Raw genomic sequence first — 19,939 nt, 5'->3', positions numbered from 1 at the left:
ACGGCCCCGCCTGCCAACTCTCCTTTCATTATGACCGCCCCGATCCGGGCCGGCGATGGCGGGGCGTTTTTCTCGCGCCTCACGCGCATATGGTTGCAAGCCTGCGCCTGCTCGGCATAACTGATGCCGGGAACAGGGGGGCATCATGACGGATACCGTCGATGCTGGTGACACGAACCAACCGGGCGCGGACGCCTGGCAGCGGGCCGGTTTGACCCGGGGCGAGGCGATCCGGCGCGAGCGCGTTGATCGCTGGCGCGGCGAGACCCAGTCTCCGTGGGAGGCAGGCCCTGTCGGTCTTACTGTGTGGTTGTTGTGGCGGGCCGTGTTCAAGGGGTTTCAACCGGCCTGGTTGATTGGATCGCTGGTCGTGGCGGCCTGGTTTGCGCTGCAATGGCTGGCGCAGACCGGCGGTATTGCCGGGCATGTGATGCCGCAGCCCGGCGAGAGCGAGCGGCTGTCCCAACTTGTCCGTGAAGCGGTACCGTCGGGGGCAGATGCCCGGACCTTATGGCTCGACCGGCTGAATGATGCCTTGCGCGGGGATCGCCGCCGCCGCGCCGACATGGACCGGTTTCGCAGCTGGGCTGCCCTGGGTCCTGATCTGATCGGCCGTGACCGGCTGGCGCTGGAGCTGCTGGCCGGGGCTGCCGGACCACAGGCGCTGGACGCACGATTGAGGGCCGGTCCGGCCTGGCAGAGACAGGCCCGTCTCGATGCGGCCTATCGGCGCGAGCTGGCCCGGGGCGAGGCGCTCGGGCTCTCGCCGCCGGCGCTGGTCTTTGCACCCGACGCGCTGCAACGTGGCCAGGCTCAGCGTCAGTTTGCCTGGGCGGTCGCCAATACCAGTGCCGACGGTTTTTTCCGGGGAGCCTATCGGGGCCAGTTCGAAATGCGATCGGTTCCGGCGCTGGTTGCGACCGACGCCGGTGATACGCGGCTCTATGGCGGTGTCCGGCATCTGGTGATCCAGTTGTGCGCTGATCCGCGAACGCGCCGGCCGGGCTGTGACAGTGCAATCATTCCTCCCGCAACGGCCGATGATCTGGCCCTGGCGCTCGCCGCAATTGAGGCGGGCATGGTCAGCCTGCCGGGGCGGCAGCACGCCCTGGGTTCTGGAGCCGAAATCCTCACGGCCGCGCGGCGGGCGGGGCGACTTCACCCGCAAATGGAGGCGTGGTTGGCGATAGAGCTTGTGCGCCTGCTGCCCCCTGACCAGATCGGCAATGCCTTCGCCAGTGCCGGGATACGGCCTGATATCGCCTTTGCCGCGCCGTCACGGGCCGAACCGATGATTGCCGCGCGCATCGAGGCGAGCACGGCACCGGGGGCGGTCGGCCTTGCGACCGTCTTCCAGTCAGTCGCCCGATTGCGCACCCGAACGTCGAGCTTTGAGTCTATCCGGCTGATGCAGTTTGCCGGGTCTCCGGACGCCCTGACCGATCTGCAGCGGCTGGCCGAACTGTCCGGACCGGCCACACTCGCGGTTTTCGAATGGTTGGGTGCAGACGCCTTCGCGGCCTTGCAGCCGCTCCCGGATACGCCTGAGGCCGAGCCGCGCGTCCGGCAGGCGCTGATGCTGGCCTTGATATCAGTCGCATTGGTCTTGCTGCTCACGCTGATCCGCCTGGCAACGCCGGACCGCTTGCGCCGGGCCAGCCACACAAGTCTTACCGATGCGTGGATATCGCGTTCACTACTCGGCAAGAAAATCTAACCGATATAAAGACTTAAGGCGCATTTTTTCTGATTCGCCTTAACCTTAATGCAAGTCTCTTTGCTCACTATCCTCCGTGTTCGAAGGCATTCGGACTGGATGGTGGTCGCGGGTCACAGGTCAAAAAGACAGGACCCGCCAGTGTAGAGTAAGGGGAAAGACCCATGGCGTTCACGGACGTAGAAACGGCCCAAGCGCATCAAGCGGCATTTGCTGACCCGACGGGTGAGGATCTGTGCAAGCTTGGTATCTTGTATTCAACTGGCCAGGGTGGCGAGATCGACTATGTCGAAGCGCACAAATGGTTCAACCTGGCAGCCCTGATGGGCTCGGAACCGGCCAAATACTACCGCGCCGAAATTTCCGACCAGATGTCGACCCTCGAAGTGGCCAGCGCCCAGCGCGCCGCCCGCGAATGGCTGTCGACGCGCCACTAGGCGAAACCGACTGACATGATGACAGCCGGCGGATGGGGGCATCTGCCGGCTCCAATACCCACGCGCCCGCATTCCGCAAGGATGGCGGGCGTTTCTTTGGGCAAGGCGTTGGTCTGTGCTGAATCAACCGGTCGCAAAGCGATCTCGCCGCGGATTGACGGGCCAGCCCTAGCTTCCGCGAAGCACGGTCGCCGGACTCACGCGTGAAACCAGCACAAAACTGACCAGAGCGACCAGCAATGCCGGCAGGACGCAAAATGCTGATGCCTTGGCGATGGCCAGGAAGCTGACCATTGGGTCAATTTCGGAAAGCCCGCCCCAGCTCGACCAGGCGCGGTTTATGAACACCGCCAGGAGTGTCGTCGCAATGACACTTGTACTGGCAGACAGAATGACCGGATACAGAAGTCGCGAAACGAGCCGGACTGGCCGGGTCCCGAGTGCCAGGCGAATGGCAATCTGAGCTCGCCCGGCCGCGAGCGCCTGCAGCGACAAGGCAAGCGAAACGGCAAAGAAAACAACCATCAACACATAGGCGGCCAGATTCAGGATGCTCGCGACCCGGCGCTCCCGCTCATAGGCGGCTTGCCCGGTCTCAGCGAGGGACAGAATTTGCGACTCCAGGCCGGCAAGGACCGCCCCGTCAAAAATGTCTGCCGGCATGATCCCGGGTTTGAGGCGCATCAGGAAGATCAGATAGGGATCCCCCGCTCGATTGATGAGTGTTGCCTGGTCTGACCCCACGAGGTGTACGACCGGGTCGCCGTGAGCGGCGAGCTTTCCACGGCGTACTGGCTGCATGATGGCGACTATACGGCAGGCTTCCTGTCCATTTCCCAGCACGAGGGTACGCCCGATCTGGGCCTGGTAATCCAGGGATGAAACCTGATCCGCCGCAGTGCTTTCCAGTACGGCCTCGCAATGTCGGGCCGCTCCCCACAAGCGCTCGGTGACCGAGCCGGCAAGGATGTTTGCATCAACGAAATGCGGCCAACTCGTTTCCCCGGTCAGGACGCTGGATTGAACAAGCGGCCCGCCTTCCAATGCAACAGGCATATTGAGGCTGGTGTCCGAAAAGGGATGCCAGTTCAGCACGGCATATCCCTCAACAAACGGCGAGCGTTCGGCGGCTTCGACAACGCGTCCGATCACTGTCCTGTCATAGCTTCCTATGCGCCATGTGCGATCGTCGTCGAGATCCAGTGCGGCGCCGCGATGCGCCTCCAGGGAAAATTGCGCCGCGACAAAGCCCAGCGATGCTGACCCCGTTGATAGCACGGCAAGACCGATCATCAGGATGATCGTGCTGTCGCGTCGGCGGGTTTGGCCTGACAGCGCCAATCGGGCCGGCGCGTCGGTCGCGAGCGGGATCAGCGAGACCCCGGCAAAAACCGCAATCAGCACCAGTCCCGCACCGAAAGCCGCGGCGATCGGCCTGAGAAGCTCGGCCGGGGCGGGTTTGTTGAGGGCCGCCAGTATCGGCTCTCCGAGCAGGATCGAGATCAGGAAGGCCCCGGCTGCGAGGAGCGTCGCTGCCACACACAACAAAAACAGTATTTTGACGGCGAGTCGCTTCGGTGCCGCTCCCAGCATGACAAGAATGCCGAGCTTTTGCCGGTTTGTTGCGATTGAGCCGGATGTCAGCAGGCTGATCGCCAGGGCGGAGCCCAGGAGTGCCGAAAGCCCACAAAACAGCGCAACGGCAAGTTCCAGCCCCTGACCCGTGACGATAAAGCTCGCATCACCCAATGCGGGGCGGGTGCCCAGTCTCAGCCTCGTTACGGGTTCGAGCCGCGCAGCAATCGCTATCGGGGGGAGTCCGATATCTCCGGCGACATATCCGGAAAGCTGACGCTCCACATTCTCAGGGGATGAGGATTGAACATAGATCACGCCGTCCTGCTCTGGCCTGAACGGCGCACCAACCAGGAGCGCTTCATATTGCAAATGAGAGCCGGCTGGCGGATCCGCCATCACGCCGAGAACCGGATAGTATTGATCAGCGATGACGGCTTCCGCCGGCATGGCGCCGGTCTGGCGTCTGAGGCGATCAACACCGGATTGCGTCAGCCAGACGCCCACTTCATCGCTCTGCATCTCGAGACCGAAAAAGTCAAAAAAGCGGGTGGAGCTCGCGATTGTCCTCAGCTGTACGGCGTGCTCCAGAGCACCGGGAGCCTGCGTGTTCGCACTCTCGGCAACCAGCAAGGCGTCTTCGACGCCGACGACATCCGCGTGGATCCGTTCGAATGTCCGGTTGCTGAACTGATAGACGCTGAAGTCGGGAAGCGTGGTTGAGTTCGCAAAGCCTGGTTCGAAACCCGCACTCAAACGGTAGGTGCTGAAAGCCGCTCGATAGCCGCTGTCGCCCCTGACGTCCGTCCACGCACTGGCGAGCAGGACAGACGAGACACTCAAACCACCCAGCAAGGTGATGATACCTGATATGATCAACACGACGGGTTGCAGGCGAAACGGCATCAACCGGACCATTCTTTGAAGCGCAGTTGCGCAGAGCTTACGCCGAGATCAACCCCGCATTGACCGGGATATCCCGACTGAGACCTATCCGGACTGCGAATCCAGCTCCAGACCTTTCGAAACATATTCCTGCAGGGTCACTTCACCATCGCCACTGACGTCAAACATGTCGAACCAGGCATCGCCGGCGGCCTCGCCGGTCAGGGATTCTCCCGTGTCCTGATTTTGGAACGACATGGATTCCGTAACCAATTCGTCTCTCTCGATCCTGCCATCGCCATTGGCGTCAAGCATGCCGAAGAAGCTCTCCAACTGCCCTTCGAGGTCATCACCGGACCCAGCTTGCGATTCCGCCTGATCGGAGCATGCCGTTGCGAGGACAAGAGAAAATAGCGGGAGAACGACGGACAGTGAGTTTTTCATAGAATTTACCCCTAGGTTGTGCGCGCTTTGCATGTTCTAATTGTTACGTCGACTCGAAGTTGCGCGCAAGCGCATTCATACTAAGGTACTAAAACAGAAGGGGAATAGCGTGATGTCTAAGTTGAAGTATGCAGCCTCAGCGTTGGTGTTTGGGAGCGTGGTTCTATTCGGAACAGCGTCCGCGTACGCGGAAGTTGTGTGCAAACAAGTACAGGTTTGCATCACAACTGGTGGCGTCACCAGTTGCCATGTTCAAGTGGTTTGCTGGGAACAAGATGCATCAATCGGCTAATATTCCTGATTGAACGGGTGCGGTGCGACTTGGACGTCTAGGTCGCGCCGCCCTTTTTTCTTTGGAAGTTTTATTCGTCACGCCTTGCGTTATCCGGCTGAAACCATACTTTGTTTGTCATGAAAAATATCGACCAATCAGGCAGTTAAGATTTGTCATGACGTCCAGCGGACCCGTATCGACCGACAGGGAAACTCGTGCATTTCCCTGGGCAGTTGTCGCCATCATCGCGGCGGTTGGCTTGGTTCTCGCAGGCGCCTTGATCATTTGGCGGTCAGGCCTGTTTGTCGCCACGCTTGATGCGGATCGTGTCGTCCTGGGGCAAGCCAGGAGCGAACTCTTTGCTCCGGAAGTGACAGTGCCTGGCGTCGTCATTGACATGACCAACACGGCGCTGCCTTCGTCGGAGTCCGGTTCAGTATCCGAAATACATTTCCGAAATGGCGATCCGGTCACGTCCGGTGAGGTCGTACTGTTGCTGAGAAATCCGGCTCTGGAACGTGAAATCGCGGACAGTCTTGTTCGGCTTGGCCGGGATTCGCTGGCAATTGAAGCGCAGATCGCCGACCTCAATCGACGCGTCAGTGATGCCAGGTCCCAATTGCGTGAGATCAGCTTCCGCAAACGTCAGGCCGAGACCGAGCTTGAACGAAATCTTGTTCTCGAGCAGAGAGGCTTTGCCTCACCCGCGCGCATGGCACGTTTAAGAGATGAAGTCGCCTTCTATGCGGCCGAGGAATTGGACGCGAGCAATGTGCTGAATGCCGCCCGGCTTGATGCAGATCGACGCTCGGAACGCCTGAATGCGGCTCAGGCGCGCCTCGAACGACTTTCGCAGAGTATCGCAGACCGACTGGACGGGCTCGCCATCCGCGCTCCCGGCGACGGACAGATATCCGGCCTCGCATTGAGTGTCGGCGAGCCGGTAGTGGCAGGGGATGTCCTTTTCACCCTTACCGAGGGGCGGCCGGACCGGGTTACCGCGCAAGTGATGGAGAGCGCGGTGCATAATCTGTCCGTCGGACTCAATGCCAGGCTGCGCGAGCCTCACTCCGGTGAGCTCAGGATCGAAGCCATCGACCCGCAAGCCCGCGACGGCATCGTTGATGTGCGGCTAATCTTCGTCTCTGCCGTGCCCGGCAACCTTCGGGCCGGTCAGATGGTGCAGGTTGCCATTGAGACAGAAGAGCCCCGCATGGCCATTACGGTGCCGTTCGGCGAGCTTGTCGGGCCTGATACCGTTTGGGTCTACAATGATCAAAGCGGTGAGGCGGTGCCGCGAGCCGTCCGGGTGGGCCGGCGAGCCGGGTCCAGGATCGAGATCGTGGACGGCTTGTCCGGTGACGAAACGATACTTGTCAGCGCACCCAGGCCTGTGGACGGGTTGAGCTCGGTACGTATCAGGGCGCGCGCGAACCCATGAGTTACGCGCTCGAGCTCAGCAAGGTTTCAAAGCGTTTTCGGACCAGGAAGGTCGAAACCCTGGCGCTCGATCAAATCGATCTGTCGGTTGAAAGAGGCGAGTTCCTGTCGATCGTGGGCTCGTCCGGCTCTGGCAAGTCCACACTGGTCGCCATCATGGGCCTGCTTGAAAATCCGAGCGAAGGGTCTGTGGTTTTCTTTGGTGAAACGGTCACTCGCGCGGGATCGGGTCGACTTGCCGATTTGAGGCGAAACCATATCGGCTTTGTATTTCAGTCGTTTCAACTCATCAGCGATATGTCAGTCGTCGAGAATGTGATGGCAGGGCTCGACGGGATTGAGCGATCGAAACGTCTGCGCCGGGCGCGGGCATTGGAGACACTGGACGCCTTGGGCATTGCTCACAGGGCAGATCATTTGCCTTCCCAACTCTCCGGCGGCCAACAACAGCGTGCCGCCGTGGCCCGCGCCATGGTTCGCAAACCTCTCCTGCTGATCTGTGATGAACCAACGGGGAATCTGGATCCGGAGTCGGCAGACATTGTCATGGCTCATATCGAAGCGTTTCGTGACGCCGGTGCCACCGTGGTCCTCGTCACCCATGATCCGGCCATTGCCAGACGGGCGGACAGAATCGTCACGCTTGAACACGGGCAGCTGCAGCCCGGGCCTGTCGCGTCTTCCTGACGGGGGATTGCTTCGGGTCAGTTCGTGATGGCGTCGGCGATGGCGTAGGAGAAGGCCTGGTCCAGTGGCAGGATTCCGGAGACATATTGCTCCATGAACACGCTCAGCTCGGCGACCGTGGAGCGCGGTACGAAGATGATGTCGTGACGGCGGATCTGGATGTTGTCGGCACCGGAGCGCCCCCGGAGGGCATCGTGCAGGTTGACCGTCCGCATCATCAGGCCGCCGCCGGGCTGGCGGCGCAGGACGACGACATCGCCACGCGCGGCGGTGTTCTGGAAGCCGCCGGCCATCATCACTGCCTCCAGCGCGCCGACCGGACCGGTCAGCTCAACCAGTCCCGGCGCATTCACCTCGCCACCGACAATTATGTTCTGTGGGCCCAGTGCCGAGCGGCGCACTTCGATGATGGGCGAGACCAGAACATCGCGGGCGTAGGCGTCTGCGAGGGTGTTGGCGATCTCGAAATCGGTCTTCGCGGCGACCATTACATTGCCCAGAAGGGGCAGGGAGACGCGGCCATCCGGGCCGATCAGGGCCGTGCGCGACAATTCGGGCGCCGAGTGGACCGTCACGTCGATGCTGTCGCCCGGGTAGAAACGGTAGGCGGGGTCGCTGTCCTGCCAGGCGGCAAAACGCGGCTGTCCCCAGTCGGCCGTGGCCGGGGCGGACGCCGTGCTGGCACAGGCGCCGACAGCGAGGGGGGCCAGGACGAGGGCGGCGGTGCAAAGCCCGTGTCGGATCGCGCGCATGAATTATCTTTCCGGTCGATTGCTCGGCGCCATTCTCAACGCTGCATGGATAACAAATTTTTAAGCGCGAGCGGGGTCTTATTGGCCCATGACGCGCGCATATCATGAAACAGGCCCCGCTTACCCGGCGGCCGCCCGGCCGGCTGGCGCCCCGAGAGGGGAGTTGGACCTGTTCGACGTGATCGCGCTGGCGTGGTCTCAGAAAGGCTTTATCGCGTTGATTTTCGCGCTTATTTTCGCCGTTGGCGTGGGCGCGTCACTGACCTTGCTGAAGCCGAGTTATACATCCGATACGCGGCTTCTCGTTCTGCTTGATTCGAATCCCACTCCGACAGCGGCCGGTGTCGGTGACGCCTTCATGCTTGATCAGGTCATGCAGTCGGAGAGCGAATTGCTCAGTTCCGAGGCGGTGCGCCGGCTGGCGCTGGAGACGCTGGGCGCCGATGTGGTGCTGGGCGAGCAAGCCGGCCTCAATGCGGACGGGCTGGCATTGCGGGAGTTGCGCGCGAATTTCAGCCTGTCGCGGGAGCCCAATTCATCGGCCATCAATGCCAGCTTCAAATCCCCGTCGGCGGAAAGGTCGGCGCTGATCCTGAACAGTATTGTCGATGCCTATCTGGCCTATCGCGAGCAGGTCCTGTTCGAGACCGGCATTACCGGACTGGAAGTCCGGCGCGCCCAGGCTGATGAAGCGGTCGCGGCGGCCCGGGCGGAATTGAATACCTTCCTGCAAGCCAATGATCTCGCCAATTTCGAGGCCGAACGCCTGACCGCCGACAATCTGGTTGGCAATCTCTCCGAGCGCGCGGCCCAGGCCCGGGCTGAACGGGATTCGGCGATGGCCGGTGCCGCGGCCCTGCGTGAACGACTGGGCCAGATCCCCGAGAGCATCGAGCTCTATGTGGAAAACGGCGTGTCCGGTGTCCTGCTCGACCGCCGGGCCGAGCGGGCGAGCCTGCTGGCGCGCTACCAACCCGCCGCTCCGGCTGTGCAGGCCGTCGAGCGCGAGATCGAGGCCATCGAGGAATTCATCCAGTCCGGCGCCACGGTCGGCGAGGGGCAGCGACGTACCGGTGCCAATCCGGTGCGGCAAGCGCTGGAATCAGAGCTGGCAACCCGTGAGGCCAATGCCGAGGCACAGGCCTCGCTGGCGACGGCCCTGGAGGGCCAGGCGCGCAGCAATCGTGCGCTCGTCTCCCGCCTGCGCCAGTTGGAACCGGAATATACCCGACTGGCCCAGAACATCACCGCTGCCGAAGAAGCTGCCGGCGCCGTTGCCGCGCTTGAGGCCACCGCTTCGGCCCGCCGTTCGCCGAGCCTGGGCGCGGCCGACGCCGTCCGCCTGATCGACCGGGCTGCCGCGCCCATGGAAGGCAGCTCGATGAAGAAGCTCGGCCTGATCGGGTCCTTCGTCGCGGCTGCGGGGATCGCGCTCTTTCTGGGATTGTTGCGCGGCTACTGGCTGACCTATGTGCGTGCCGCTGCCCTGCCACGTTCGCGCCCGGCGGCCCCGGTCGTTGCGGCCCAACCGGCCGGGCCGGTTCAGGACGCGCGGCAGCCTGTTGCCGCCAATGATCCCTTCGACGGACTGCCGATCCTCGCTCATGTCGCGGACCGGTCAATGTAAGCGGGGCGTTAACCTCGTTTCTTGCATCTTCAGGGCAGTCTCGAATCAAATTGGCTGATCCTGCCCCATGAACCTCACTGCTGACCTCTCCCAGCTGATCGACGAACTCGAACCGATTGCCCGTCCGGGCGGTCAGGGTCGGGTATTGATGATCATGGGCGCCAGCCGCGGTGCCGGGGCCTCAACGGTGGCTCGGGAGCTGGCCCGCCTGGCGGCCCGCCGCTCGACGCGCGGGGTCTGGCTGTTTGATCTGGATTTCAACAAGAATGCCCAGGCCGAGGCCGCCCATGTCCAGGGACAGGCCTTCGATGCCGGTTTCGGTCGCGATCCGTTTTGGTCCCTGACGACCCAAGGCAGCGAGCAGGCCCGGATCATTGCCCGCCAGTCCGTCGTGCCCAATCTCTACGTCACCCAATTGCAGGCCCGACCCGGTGCCGTGCGTCAGGCTGGATTGCGCGCTGCGCCGGACTACTGGTCCGCGGTTCGGGGCTCTATCGACCTGGCCATCATCGACGCCCCAGGCGACTCGCGGGCACCGCTGTCGCTGGTCGCCGATGCAGACGGCGTCATCCTCGTCGCCGATTCCCGGTTGAGCCGGGTGGATGGTATCCAGGCCCGAAGGTCAGCCATTGAAGCCCGCGGCGGAGTGGTCGCCGGATTGATCCTGAACCGGATGCGGAGCGGTGCCCGGAGCGCGGCATGAGCCTCGCCGCGCACCATGATCCGGCTTTCCTCGCTGCCTGGCGCCGCGCACCGGCACTACCTTTCACCGGACTGGTTGAAGGTGGGCTGACGCTTCTTTGCCTCTTCCTGTTCTCGCAAGGCCTGATCGGCCCGCTCTTCGCCGATCCCGCTGACCCGGACAGCTCAGTTGTGCTGCGCCTCATCTGGCTGCCAGTCTATGCCATCACGCTGGCGCTCGCGGTGACGCGGCCGGGGGCCGTGATGCGGACGCTGACAGGCAATTGGTTGATGGTGGCGCTGGTCCTGTTGACTGCGGTCTCCGTCATCTGGTCGATCGCGCCAGAGACGACCCTGCGCCGTTCCTTCGCCCTGATCATGACCACCCTGTTCGGCTTCTGGATGGCCGCGCGCTGGTCCTGGCGCGGCCTGATCCTTCTGACTGCGACAACCTTTGTCGGCCTCGCTGTTGTGTCGACACTGATGGCGCTGGCCATGCCGTCCCTGGGTGTTGACCACGAAGTCCATGCCGGCGCCTGGAAGGGCGTGTGGTGGGAGAAGAATACGCTGGGCGCCATGATGGCCTGGGGGGCGGTGGCCTGTTTTGCGGCGCTGCATGTCGATCCCCGACGGCGCTGGATCTGGATGGGCGGGGCGATCCTGTGTTGCGCCCTGGTCCTGCTGTCGACCTCCAAGACCGCGCTTCTCGCGCTGCTACTCGGGATTGGCGGCGCTGTCGGGATCGCGCTGTGCCGGCGCGGCTTCGGCTTTGCCAGCCTGATGCTGTTTCTCGGCCTGACCGGCGCGGTTGGTGGTGCCCTGATCCTGTTAATAGCACCCGTTGAGTTCCTGGAGCTCCTTGGTCGCGATGCCACGTTGACCGGCCGGACGGATATCTGGGCCATCCTGTCGCGCCAGGCCGCGGAAGTTCCGTGGACGGGCTATGGCTATATGGCCTTCTGGGCCGATGAGACAGGGCCGGTTTACTGGGTCAGGCAGGGCACGGACTGGCCGGTCCCGACTGCCCATAATGGCTGGATCGAGACGGCGCTGGCGATCGGCCTGCCGGGTGTCGTGCTGTTGGGTCTGGTCTATGGGCGCGCAGTAATGCGGTCCCTTGGACGTTTGTTCCATGGGCCGGAAACCTATTGGACACTGACTTTTCTGGCCATGCTGGGCCTGGTCAGCATCTCTGAATCCAACTTCCTTCAGCAGAATTCGATCGGCTGGGTCCTGCTCGTCGCGACGGCTGCCAAGTTGGCAGACCGACGGGCCGGCGACTAGTCGGCCGGCGCCGCCTCGCCGTAGAAACGGGGCTCGAACGCTTCAACCCAGAACAGCTTTCCGGCTCCCTGGACAGCGCGGTCAAGCCAGCCGGCTGCGGAGCTTGAGCCGATCAGGCTGGTCACGATCGCCGCTGTGCCGAACACGAACATCTGGCCGAGGCCGACCGCCATCCAGAATGCAATCCCGGCGAGACGGCGCGGTTTGGCATTGGCTGCCGCCTGGGTGGCGCCCTGACCGAATGCAAAACTGCGGGCCAGCAGATATCGCCAGCTTGTGCGACGGGCGTCGACCGTCTCGACCGCGTGGGCCCTGGCGGACCAGCCAAAGACGGCACCCTGGCGGGCCAGTTCGGCGAAGAACAGATCGTCTTCACCGCCGCAGGCATTCATGCGTGGGTCAAACGGGGCATCCGACAGGTCGAACGCCTGCCGGTCGACGAGTGAGTTTCCGCAGCCATAGGGACCATCGAGGATTTCGTCCTCAGGGTTTCCGGGCCGGGAGTAGAGCCGTTGGGCAAGGCTGCCGCGCAGCCCGGTGGCCGCATCCAGCGCCTCACCGCGCAAGGGCCCGAACACCACGCTGGCACCGAGCTTCCCGGCACTGGCCAGGAGTGCTTCGAGCCAGCCGGCCGAGGCGATCTCGTCATCGTCCAGGAAGGCGACATGGCGACCGGTGGCGGCGGCCCAGCCGGCATTGCGGGCATTGGCAACGCCCGGCCGTTCGGCGTGGACATAGACGACCGCGCAGCGGGCAACGGCCTTGGCATTGGCGACGCCGGTACGGGCCGAGCCATCGGGATCATTGTCGACCACGATGATTTCATCCGGCTGGCGGCTCTGGGCCATCAGGCTGGCGAGCGCCGCGCGCAATCCGTCCGGACGGCGAAATGTGGGAAGGATGACAGAGACGCTCATGTGCCGGTCTCCATCTGGTGGACAGCGTCGCGCATGGTGAGAACCTCCGCGCCGCTGTCGGCGATGGCCTGGCAGACGCGCTCCAGCTGGTCCGGCGTGCAACCCCATTGGGTCGGGTTTTCCTGGACGTCATGGGCGTAGAAGGTCAGCCAGCCGGTATGGCGTGAGAGGCTTGCGGCAGCCTCGATGGCGCGTTCGATACCGGCCTCGCCGCCGTCGATGGGCACAGATTTGAGCAAGTTTCGGTCGGCGCCACCGCGATTGATGTCGGCGTGGACGCCGCGCAGGGTTGAGAAACGTTCCGACAGGGCCCGCTTGCTGGCCGGTGTGGCCTCGCCATAGGGAAAGGCGAAGCTGTCGAGCGCGGTTTCCAGGCCCATGGCCCGCAGGGCCCGCTCATTGCGTTCGATATCGGCCAGAAAATCGGCGGTGCGAACCTGCCTGGCATCGAAATGACTATAGGTGTGGCAGGCGATCTCATGGCCGGCAGCGGTCAGGCGTTGCAGGTCGCCGCAATCGAACATCGGGCCGTGATGGGTCACTCCGCCGGCAAAACCGGCCGAGGCGTAATAGGTGCCACGCCAGCCGTGCTGTTCGAGAATTTCGGCGCCGATCCCGGCGGCCGATTTGGGAAAGTCGTCGAAGGTGATCGACACGATTGCCCGGTCCGACGGCAGGTTCAGCGGCTGGCGCGCGGCAAAGCGGGCCCAGCGACGATTGAGACCGGCAAGCAGGCCGGAAGAGGGTATGTAGGGTGCGTTCATCAAATCACCTCCGATGCCCAGCTGGCGCGCCAGAGCTTGAGGGCCAGTGTGCGTGCGCGCACTGGCAGGACCTGGCTGGCCGCCATCCGGGACCACAAGCCCCGCAGCCGGTGCTGGCCCGGTACCGTTTTCAACCAGCGTGCGGCGCGGGCACCGGGCAGATCGACGAGTTCCGGGTGACGGTCCAGAAGGCGCTTGAAATTGGCCGCGCCAGCGCGAAACTTGTCGAGCAGGACCCCGGAGGTCTGCAAACCGCCATGCCGGGCCGGATTGTCGATATGGCGAAGGGTGAAGTCCCTGGCGGCGCTGACGGCCCAGTCGACATCCTCCCACCCCCAGCCGGTATAGCCGTTGTCGTAGGGGCAGGCTTTCATGACCGACGAGCGAACCAGCAGATTGGACGAACAAAAAGCTGTCGCGCCGATCCCGTTCCGGGTCGCTGCGTCGTTCTGGTCGCTGGCGTGGGACAGGGCGGCATGCAGCTGCAGCTCGTGATCCTCCGGCCAGTCAGTCTCATAGCCCCCAAACACCGCATCACAGGCGTCAGCGTTGATCACCTCGCGATAGCGGTTCAGGAAGCCGGAATCGCGCGGGGTCATGTCCGCGTCGAGGTAGAGCAGCCAGGCCCCGTGTGCCTGTTGTGCCAACAAGTTCCGGCCGGCCGCCCGGCCGCGGTTGCGGGCACTGCTCAGGAGCCGGATGGCGATGTCGAGATGGTCGATATGGGCGCTGACCTGGCGGTTGAGGGCCGGGTCCGGTTCGCCGTCATCATAAAGGATCAGCTCGATGTCATCATGGGGTCGGACCAGGGGCGCCAGAGCGTCCAGAAGCGCACCGGGATCATCGCGATAGAAGGGAACGAGGATCGACAGTAGCGGCGCATTCAGCCGGGCCTTGGTCGCGGCATTGGCGTGTTCACGGATCGGAATTTCGCTTATTGCATTCATCGTCATGCCCCCGCCGGTCGAAACAGGAGGCGCGCGTCGCGCAGCCAGCTCCGACAACCGGCAATATCCAGGCAATAGGCTGAAATCACGTAAACAAGCCCGCCGATTCCGGCCTGCAGGATCAGGTCGAGCCAGCTCGTGCCTGTGACCGGAAGGGCAAAAACCGAGGCAGCCATGATCGCGGTCGCGGCACCGGCCTTGATCCAGTCGGACCAGGGCAGGGGCAGGGTGAAGTAGCGTCGGCCGAGCAGGGCACAGGCCAGGAGGGCCAGCGCATAGGCAATCACGGTCGCCATGGCGGCGCCGGCGATGCCGAAGGCCGGGATCAGCAGCAGGTTCAGGGCGAGATTGAGGCCTGCCGAAGCGGCCATCACCAGGGCCATGACACCGGTCCGGCGCATCAGGGTGAAAGCCTCGTGGAAATAATAGGTCATCATGCCCTTCATCAGGCCGGACAGGGCAATCCAGGGCAGGATAGTGGCGGCCTCGGCGCGAACCGACTCGCCGATTATCAGGGTCGTCAATGGACCGGCGACCAGTGCCAGACCGGCGGCAGCGGGAAAGCAGATCAGGCCCATCAGGGCGGCGGCCTTGCCGGCCATGGCCTGGGCCGCGGCGACGCCGTCCTTCTCGAAGGCCTTGATGGTCAACGGCCAGACAGCAGCGCCGAACCAGATGAATATGACGTCCAGCAGCCGGTCAGCCAGACCATAACCGGCAGCATACATGCCGACAGCGCCCTGGCTGATCAGGGCGGCAATCAGGAAGCGGTCGCCAACCGAGAGCAGGTGCTCGAAAATCAGCGACATCGAGACGGGTGCGCCGTAGCGGGCAAAACTGGCAGCGCGGACTTTCTGGCGCCGGCCATTGGCGGCGCGGCGCAGCATGACCGGCAGATCAAAGACCAGCATGATCAGGGCCGCGACCGCGGTGCCGATGAAGACGCCTGCGGCGCCCAGATCGGTGGTCAGGATGACGCCGATGCCGACCATGAAGCCGATCATCAGATAGCTGGCTTCCAGTGCCGAATAGCGACTGACATCGCCGCCGGCCCGGTGTGTTTCCATCCCGATCTGGAGCAGGGCGCGCAGCAGCAGCGAAATCACCGCGAAGCTGAGCGCCGCCTGGAGCTTGGGGTCGAGGGGCAATATGTTCACACCCAGCACAAGCAAGGCACCGGCGCCGGCCGCGATGACCAGATAGAGGCCATAGGCGGTCGCCAGGTGGTCGCGCAGGCGGCCCCGTTGTTCAGCCCTTGCATGGAAGCGCGCGACGGCAGCCTCCAGCCACGTGAATGTGACGATGTGGATCAGGGAAAGCGTTGCGATGGCAATGGCATAGCGGCCATACTCGTCGGCTGGCATTATGCGCGTGAATACGGCGACACCGCCAAACCCGACCAGCATCTGGGCCAGTTGTACGGGCAGATAGCCCAAAAGGTGTCGTCCAAGCATGAAACGCTCCGTTCGCCTGAAAGGGGAAGCTTGCAAGAGCGGTGCCGCTTTTCGGGCGAGGGCGGTTTCGTAAACGGCCTGCTAAGGCGTTGGGCCTAATCTGGGATTCCTGGCGGGGGAAGCGGACGGGACGATGCAGGTCGATCTACGCAAGCCGAGTGAACTGACAGACGCAGAGCGCGGCGCCTGGCGGGCCTTTCTGGCTGCCGAGCCGACCTTGGCGAGTCCCTATTTTGCACTGGAATTTGCCGAGTGTTGTGAAGAGGCACGTGACGATACGCGGGTCCTGGTGGTGCGCGAAGCCGGCGTCATTTCCGGATTCCTGCCGTTTCAGGCCGGGCGGCTGGGCTTTGCCCGGCCGCTGGCCGGGCCGCTGGGAGATGTCCAGGGTGTGATTGCGCCGCGGGTCCAGACCCCCGATCCGGCTCGCTGGCTGGCGCTGGCGCGGGTACCGGTCTTCGAGTTTCACAATGCCCTGGCCAGTCAGGCAGGCTTTGCGCGCGCTGGCGGCATCCCCGACGGCTCCTGGATCATCGATGTCGCGGACGGGTTTGACGCCTGGCAGGCGTCCCGTAAATCGATCAATGCCAAAGCCATGCGCAATATCGCGACCCGGCTGCGACGCCTCGAAGAGGTGGATGGCGGCTATTCCTTCAAGATGGCCGATTACCGTCCTGAAGTCTTCGAAACCATGATCCGTCTCAAGCGCGACCAGTATCGGCGTACCGGCGTGTTTGATGTGTTTTCGGTCGACTGGACGGGCAAACTTCTCAAGGCAATCCTGCGCCGCCAGACCGACCAATTTTCCGGCGTCTGTTCCAGCCTGTCAGTGGGCGGGCAGATCGTCGCCGTCCATGTCGGTATGGCCAGCGACCGGATGTGCCATTACTGGTTCCCCGCCTATGAACCCGATCACAGCCGCCTCAGCCCGGGCGTCCTTCTTCTCGTTGAAATGGCCCGCACGGCCTGCGCTTTCGGACATCTCGGCGTGGAATTGGGAACCGGGGATTATGGCTTCAAGAAAGATCTCGCGACGAGCCAGACCGGGCTCGTGAGCGGGCGTTTCACGACGGGCGGACTGCGCGGCAATCTGGTGCGGGCCGCCCAGGGCCTGTCCCGCGCCTGTCGCAAGGCGCCGATCGGACCGGCCCGGCACTGGCCGGAAAAGGCCCTGCGCAAGGTCGGCCGGTTGACCGGATTCATGGCAATATGACTGGCCTGACCCGCAGGCAGGGCTTGCTCGCCGCAGGCGCTGGCCTGTTGGGCCCCGGCATTGCCTGCGCCCAGCCGGCGCGTCGGGATTTGTGGGACAATACCGCCGGAGTGCGGCTGCGCGGCGCAGTGGTGGCACAGCGGCGGGTCTATCCGGAGATCGACGGGCCGGAATTTCTCGGACCAGGTCCGGTCGGTGCGCCAGTGACCGAGGCCTCTCTGGCGCGATTGTCAGCGCTGGGTGCCAACCTGGTCGTCCTGTCAGTTCCGGGGCCGGTCAGTGAAGCGCCGCCCTATGCGGCGGACCCCGCGATTGAGCGCCATTTGCACGGGCTGGTCCGACAGTGCGGGCGTCATGGCCTCTTCGTCGTGATCGGGTTTCGCAGTGGCCCCGGGCGCAGCGAGTTTACCTTCCACCGCGACCAGGCCGGCAGCTGGTTTCCGGCCAACAAAATTGATGAAAGCGTCTGGGTCTCGCGTGAGGCACAGGATGGTTGGGAGGCGATGTGGCGGCTCACCGCGAGCCGCTTCCGGCATTACGCGAACCTGGCTGGCTACCTCCTGATGGTCGAGCCCAATGCCAACCAGACCGCGCCAGGGCCTGATGGGGGGGATCTGGATATCTGGCAGGCCGACCGGTTGGCGGAGCGCGTCGCCGGGACACCGGCCGATTGGCCGGCCCTTGCTTCCCGACTGGCCCGGGCAGTGCGGGAGGAAGATCCCGAAACGGCCATCCTTGTCAGCCCTGACGGCTATGCGGCAAGCAATTTCGCCGGTCTTCTCGACCTGGACGCTGTGCCCGGACAGGTTCTGGCGGTGCATGATTACGCGCCGCGCGGCTATACGCATCAGGACCGGAATGTCGGCATTGGCTTCAATCCGGACCTGGCCGATTTCGAGCAACCGGTCGCTGGGCCCTGGATGCTGGGGGAGTTTGGTGTATCGCGCTGGGCGCCGGCAGCGGACCGCTTCCTGGCCAGCCGCATAGCCGCTGCCGAAGCGGCGGGTGCGGCCTGGTCGGTCTTTCGCTGGGATAGTGGTTGGCGTGTCTATGAGAATGCCGAGAACCGGTTCAACCCGCTCTATGGAGCGGATCCGCAAGCGCAGCGGCCTGACGCCAACTCGATCCTGCTCGCCCCGCTTTCATGCGCCTGGTCGGCCAATATCGTGCGACCAGCGCCTTTGCTGCGACGCTAGTCCGGCTCAGCGAATATTGGCCTTGTCACCGAGCAGGGCCGGCAGGGTGCGGGCCATGATCCACAGATCGAACCAGAAATTGGCCTTGGCGATATAGGCGACGTCATAGGCCACCCGCTCGCGGGCGGCTTCCGGTGAGTGCAAGGGGCCGCGCGATCCGTTGATCTGGGCCCAGCCTGTGATGCCCGGCTTGACGCGATGGCGATGGGCATATTCGGCAACCAGCTTGGCTGTTTCGGTGCCACCTGTCCGCATGCCCGGCGCGTGTGGGCGCGGACCGACCAGCGACATCTCACCGACCAGGACATTCCACAATTGCGGCAGCTCATCGAGGCTTGTCTTGCGCAGGAAACCGCCGATTCGTGTCACGCGCGGATCATCGAGTTCGACCTGACGCATCGGCTTGGCGGCCGACGCCGGGTCGTGACGCATGGTCCGGAATTTCAGGACCTTGATCGGGCGGCCGTTGAAGCCTTCACGGACCTGGCGGAACAGGACCGGACCGGGGCTGCCCAGACGGACCGCCAGGGCGATCAGTGCCATGACGGGCAGGGCGACGAGGCTCAATCCGAGGGCCAGGACGATATCCTGTGTTCGCTTGGCCAGATCATGTCCGAAGCGTTCCTCGACGCCGCTCATCCGCGCCGCCTGGACGCCGATAATATCATCGAGCGTGGTTTCGGCCGGATCGAAACTGTCGAGGTCAAGCAGGAGACAGACCGTGTGCGGCAGGGCGCGCAGCTTGCCCAGCAGCAAGCGGACACGGTCTTCTGCCTTCGGTGTTACCGTCAGGATGATGCGGTCGACCTCGTGCAGCAGCGACCAGCTCAAAAGGTCGTCGGTTGTTCCCAGATAGGGCGCTCCAGCCAGTGCCTGGGGGCTGCGGGCGGCGCGGTCGTCGAAAATGCCGACAACATTGACGGTCCCAGACCCGGCATTGGCCTTGATCAGCTTGCTGGCATTGGCCGTTGCTCCGACGAGAACAACATTGCGGGCCAGCCGGCCCGACCGGGCCCAGTGCTGGACAAAGCCGGCATAGATGACATGCAGGAGGGTCAGTGCACCCACGGCCGTGAGGGCGAATGTGGCGATCTGCGGTGCCATGTCGGGCGCTGTAATGAGGGACAATGCAGTAATCGCGCTGCCGGTCAGCGCGGTCGCAATGACGGCGCGCAACATGCGAAAGGCGGCGCTTTCTCGCGCTTCCACCTTGTACAACCCCATCAACAGGGTGAAAGCCGGGCAAAGGGCCGCGAAGGCGAGAAGGGGAAACAACTCCCCGGCGGCCACGGCGATGACGTCCCCCCCTGACAGCGCATAGGCGCCGGTCGTGGTCAGGAGCAGCACGGCGAATATGTCGATGCTCTGCCAGATGTGACCGAGCGCCTTTCGATTGACCCGGTTGCGGGGGGCGCGCGCGTCTGCTTTCAGATGGGCGCGCGTCAGGCTGGCTGTGTCCGGATTGGCCGGGCGCAGCGTGTCGGGCATGTCATTGGCCGGCCCCGACGCTTTGCGGGGCGCGTGCTCGGTCTGGCTTGGCTGGTTGGAATAATCCACGGCAGTCCCCATCGGTCTCGCCGACATTGAACCAGCCTGAACGAAATATTTCGTTGAGAAGCGTGGTTAGCAAAGGGTTTCATTTGGC

17 protein-coding genes are annotated in these 19,939 nt (G+C 63.7%); 9 read left to right on the top strand and 8 right to left on the bottom strand.

Annotated elements, in window-relative coordinates:
- The first annotated feature begins 145 nt into the window (after positions 1 to 145).
- Together MMAR10_RS08800 and MMAR10_RS08795 are read left to right on the top strand one after the other, a co-directional pair.
- Positions 146 to 1,717 carry a hypothetical protein gene (locus tag MMAR10_RS08800; RefSeq protein WP_011643636.1) on the top strand — a complete coding sequence of 524 codons (1,572 nt, stop codon included), beginning with the start codon at positions 146 to 148 and terminating at the stop codon, positions 1,715 to 1,717.
- Positions 1,718 to 1,881: 164 nt separating this feature from the next.
- On the top strand, positions 1,882 to 2,154 hold the full coding sequence (locus MMAR10_RS08795; protein WP_011643635.1) for a sel1 repeat family protein: 273 nt from the start codon (positions 1,882 to 1,884) through the stop codon (positions 2,152 to 2,154).
- Positions 2,155 to 2,322: 168 nt separating this feature from the next.
- Here the strand turns inward: MMAR10_RS08795 and MMAR10_RS08790 are convergent, their stop codons facing one another.
- Positions 2,323 to 4,611, bottom strand: a complete 2,289-nt coding sequence (locus MMAR10_RS08790) for a hypothetical protein (protein ID WP_150099749.1) — start codon at positions 4,609 to 4,611, stop codon at positions 2,323 to 2,325.
- Between the two features lie 108 nt (positions 4,612 to 4,719).
- Complete coding sequence (locus MMAR10_RS08785) at positions 4,720 to 5,058, bottom strand: EF-hand domain-containing protein (RefSeq protein ID WP_011643633.1); 339 nt, start codon at positions 5,056 to 5,058, stop codon at positions 4,720 to 4,722.
- 449 nt (positions 5,059 to 5,507) lie between these two features.
- On the opposite strand from MMAR10_RS08785, the gene MMAR10_RS08780 reads away from it, so the two are divergent.
- Together MMAR10_RS08780 and MMAR10_RS08775 are read left to right on the top strand one after the other, a co-directional pair.
- Positions 5,508 to 6,773 carry an efflux RND transporter periplasmic adaptor subunit gene (locus MMAR10_RS08780; protein WP_011643632.1) on the top strand — a complete coding sequence of 422 codons (1,266 nt, stop codon included), beginning with the start codon at positions 5,508 to 5,510 and terminating at the stop codon, positions 6,771 to 6,773.
- Positions 6,770 to 7,459 carry an ABC transporter ATP-binding protein gene (locus MMAR10_RS08775; RefSeq protein ID WP_011643631.1) on the top strand — a complete coding sequence of 230 codons (690 nt, stop codon included), beginning with the start codon at positions 6,770 to 6,772 and terminating at the stop codon, positions 7,457 to 7,459. The genes MMAR10_RS08780 and MMAR10_RS08775 overlap by 4 nt, the downstream gene beginning before the upstream one ends.
- A gap of 17 nt (positions 7,460 to 7,476) precedes the next feature.
- On the opposite strand, the gene MMAR10_RS08770 is transcribed toward MMAR10_RS08775, so the two are convergent.
- A complete protein-coding gene (locus MMAR10_RS08770; RefSeq protein WP_011643630.1) occupies positions 7,477 to 8,211 on the bottom strand; it encodes a polysaccharide biosynthesis/export family protein in 735 nt (244 codons plus the stop codon).
- Positions 8,212 to 8,374: 163 nt separating this feature from the next.
- Here MMAR10_RS08770 and MMAR10_RS08765 point away from each other — a divergent pair, with 163 nt between their 5' ends.
- The 3 genes from MMAR10_RS08765 (at position 8,375) to MMAR10_RS08755 (ending at position 11,803) form a co-directional block, all read left to right on the top strand.
- Positions 8,375 to 9,838 carry a GumC family protein gene (locus MMAR10_RS08765; RefSeq protein ID WP_190273908.1) on the top strand — a complete coding sequence of 488 codons (1,464 nt, stop codon included), beginning with the start codon at positions 8,375 to 8,377 and terminating at the stop codon, positions 9,836 to 9,838.
- Between the two features lie 67 nt (positions 9,839 to 9,905).
- Positions 9,906 to 10,541, top strand: coding sequence for a tyrosine-protein kinase family protein (locus MMAR10_RS08760; RefSeq protein WP_011643628.1), 636 nt, complete (start codon positions 9,906 to 9,908; stop codon positions 10,539 to 10,541).
- The gene (locus tag MMAR10_RS08755) at positions 10,538 to 11,803 is read left to right on the top strand and encodes an O-antigen ligase family protein (RefSeq protein WP_011643627.1); all 1,266 of its coding nucleotides are present in this window, start codon (positions 10,538 to 10,540) and stop codon (positions 11,801 to 11,803) included. Before MMAR10_RS08760 ends, MMAR10_RS08755 begins: the two co-directional genes overlap by 4 nt.
- Here the strand turns inward: MMAR10_RS08755 and MMAR10_RS08750 are convergent.
- Genes MMAR10_RS08750 through MMAR10_RS08735 form a run of 4 tightly spaced genes read right to left on the bottom strand, consistent with a single transcriptional unit; the run spans position 11,800 to position 15,885 of the window.
- A complete protein-coding gene (locus tag MMAR10_RS08750) occupies positions 11,800 to 12,720 on the bottom strand; it encodes a glycosyltransferase family 2 protein (protein WP_011643626.1) in 921 nt (306 codons plus the stop codon). The two genes, MMAR10_RS08755 and MMAR10_RS08750, sit on opposite strands and share 4 nt — an antisense overlap.
- Complete coding sequence (locus tag MMAR10_RS08745) at positions 12,717 to 13,484, bottom strand: polysaccharide deacetylase family protein (protein WP_011643625.1); 768 nt, start codon at positions 13,482 to 13,484, stop codon at positions 12,717 to 12,719. The genes MMAR10_RS08750 and MMAR10_RS08745 overlap by 4 nt, the downstream gene beginning before the upstream one ends.
- Positions 13,484 to 14,437: a glycosyltransferase family 2 protein gene (locus tag MMAR10_RS08740; RefSeq protein ID WP_083759537.1), complete on the bottom strand. Its 954-nt coding sequence runs from the start codon at positions 14,435 to 14,437 to the stop codon at positions 13,484 to 13,486. The genes MMAR10_RS08745 and MMAR10_RS08740 overlap by 1 nt, the downstream gene beginning before the upstream one ends.
- Entirely contained in the window at positions 14,434 to 15,885 is a 1,452-nt protein-coding gene (locus tag MMAR10_RS08735) for a lipopolysaccharide biosynthesis protein (protein ID WP_011643623.1), read from the bottom strand. Before MMAR10_RS08735 ends, MMAR10_RS08740 begins: the two co-directional genes overlap by 4 nt.
- A gap of 133 nt (positions 15,886 to 16,018) precedes the next feature.
- On the opposite strand from MMAR10_RS08735, the gene MMAR10_RS08730 reads away from it, so the two are divergent.
- Complete coding sequence (locus tag MMAR10_RS08730; protein WP_011643622.1) at positions 16,019 to 17,098, top strand: GNAT family N-acetyltransferase; 1,080 nt, start codon at positions 16,019 to 16,021, stop codon at positions 17,096 to 17,098.
- A complete protein-coding gene (locus tag MMAR10_RS08725; RefSeq protein WP_011643621.1) occupies positions 17,095 to 18,294 on the top strand; it encodes a glycoside hydrolase family 5 protein in 1,200 nt (399 codons plus the stop codon). Before MMAR10_RS08730 ends, MMAR10_RS08725 begins: the two co-directional genes overlap by 4 nt.
- A 6-nt stretch (positions 18,295 to 18,300) precedes the next feature.
- On the opposite strand, the gene MMAR10_RS08720 is transcribed toward MMAR10_RS08725, so the two are convergent.
- Positions 18,301 to 19,863: an exopolysaccharide biosynthesis polyprenyl glycosylphosphotransferase gene (locus tag MMAR10_RS08720; protein ID WP_049755691.1), complete on the bottom strand. Its 1,563-nt coding sequence runs from the start codon at positions 19,861 to 19,863 to the stop codon at positions 18,301 to 18,303.
- Between the last annotated feature and the right edge of the window lie 76 nt (positions 19,864 to 19,939).

Source organism: Maricaulis maris MCS10 (genome assembly GCF_000014745.1).
GTDB classification, from domain to species: domain Bacteria; phylum Pseudomonadota; class Alphaproteobacteria; order Caulobacterales; family Maricaulaceae; genus Maricaulis; species Maricaulis maris_A.
Note: the sequence above shows the minus strand (reverse complement) of the source record. Positions and strands in the feature narration are given on the sequence as shown.

Bases quoted from the DNA above. Each gene is read 5' to 3' on its own strand.
- MMAR10_RS08740 (WP_083759537.1), bottom strand. From the start codon at position 14,437: ATGACGATGAATGCAATAAGCGAAATTCCGATCCGTGAACACGCCAAT.
- MMAR10_RS08785 (WP_011643633.1), bottom strand. From the start codon at position 5,058: ATGAAAAACTCACTGTCCGTCGTTCTCCCGCTATTTTCTCTTGTCCTC.
- MMAR10_RS08725 (WP_011643621.1), top strand. From the start codon at position 17,095: ATGACTGGCCTGACCCGCAGGCAGGGCTTGCTCGCCGCAGGCGCTGGC.
- MMAR10_RS08735 (WP_011643623.1), bottom strand. From the start codon at position 15,885: ATGCTTGGACGACACCTTTTGGGCTATCTGCCCGTACAACTGGCCCAG.
- MMAR10_RS08760 (WP_011643628.1), top strand. From the start codon at position 9,906: ATGAACCTCACTGCTGACCTCTCCCAGCTGATCGACGAACTCGAACCG.
- MMAR10_RS08770 (WP_011643630.1), bottom strand. From the start codon at position 8,211: ATGCGCGCGATCCGACACGGGCTTTGCACCGCCGCCCTCGTCCTGGCC.
- MMAR10_RS08720 (WP_049755691.1), bottom strand. From the start codon at position 19,863: ATGGGGACTGCCGTGGATTATTCCAACCAGCCAAGCCAGACCGAGCAC.
- MMAR10_RS08745 (WP_011643625.1), bottom strand. From the start codon at position 13,484: ATGAACGCACCCTACATACCCTCTTCCGGCCTGCTTGCCGGTCTCAAT.
- MMAR10_RS08775 (WP_011643631.1), top strand. From the start codon at position 6,770: ATGAGTTACGCGCTCGAGCTCAGCAAGGTTTCAAAGCGTTTTCGGACC.
- MMAR10_RS08755 (WP_011643627.1), top strand. From the start codon at position 10,538: ATGAGCCTCGCCGCGCACCATGATCCGGCTTTCCTCGCTGCCTGGCGC.
- MMAR10_RS08795 (WP_011643635.1), top strand. From the start codon at position 1,882: ATGGCGTTCACGGACGTAGAAACGGCCCAAGCGCATCAAGCGGCATTT.
- MMAR10_RS08730 (WP_011643622.1), top strand. From the start codon at position 16,019: ATGCAGGTCGATCTACGCAAGCCGAGTGAACTGACAGACGCAGAGCGC.
- MMAR10_RS08800 (WP_011643636.1), top strand. From the start codon at position 146: ATGACGGATACCGTCGATGCTGGTGACACGAACCAACCGGGCGCGGAC.
- MMAR10_RS08750 (WP_011643626.1), bottom strand. From the start codon at position 12,720: ATGAGCGTCTCTGTCATCCTTCCCACATTTCGCCGTCCGGACGGATTG.
- MMAR10_RS08780 (WP_011643632.1), top strand. From the start codon at position 5,508: ATGACGTCCAGCGGACCCGTATCGACCGACAGGGAAACTCGTGCATTT.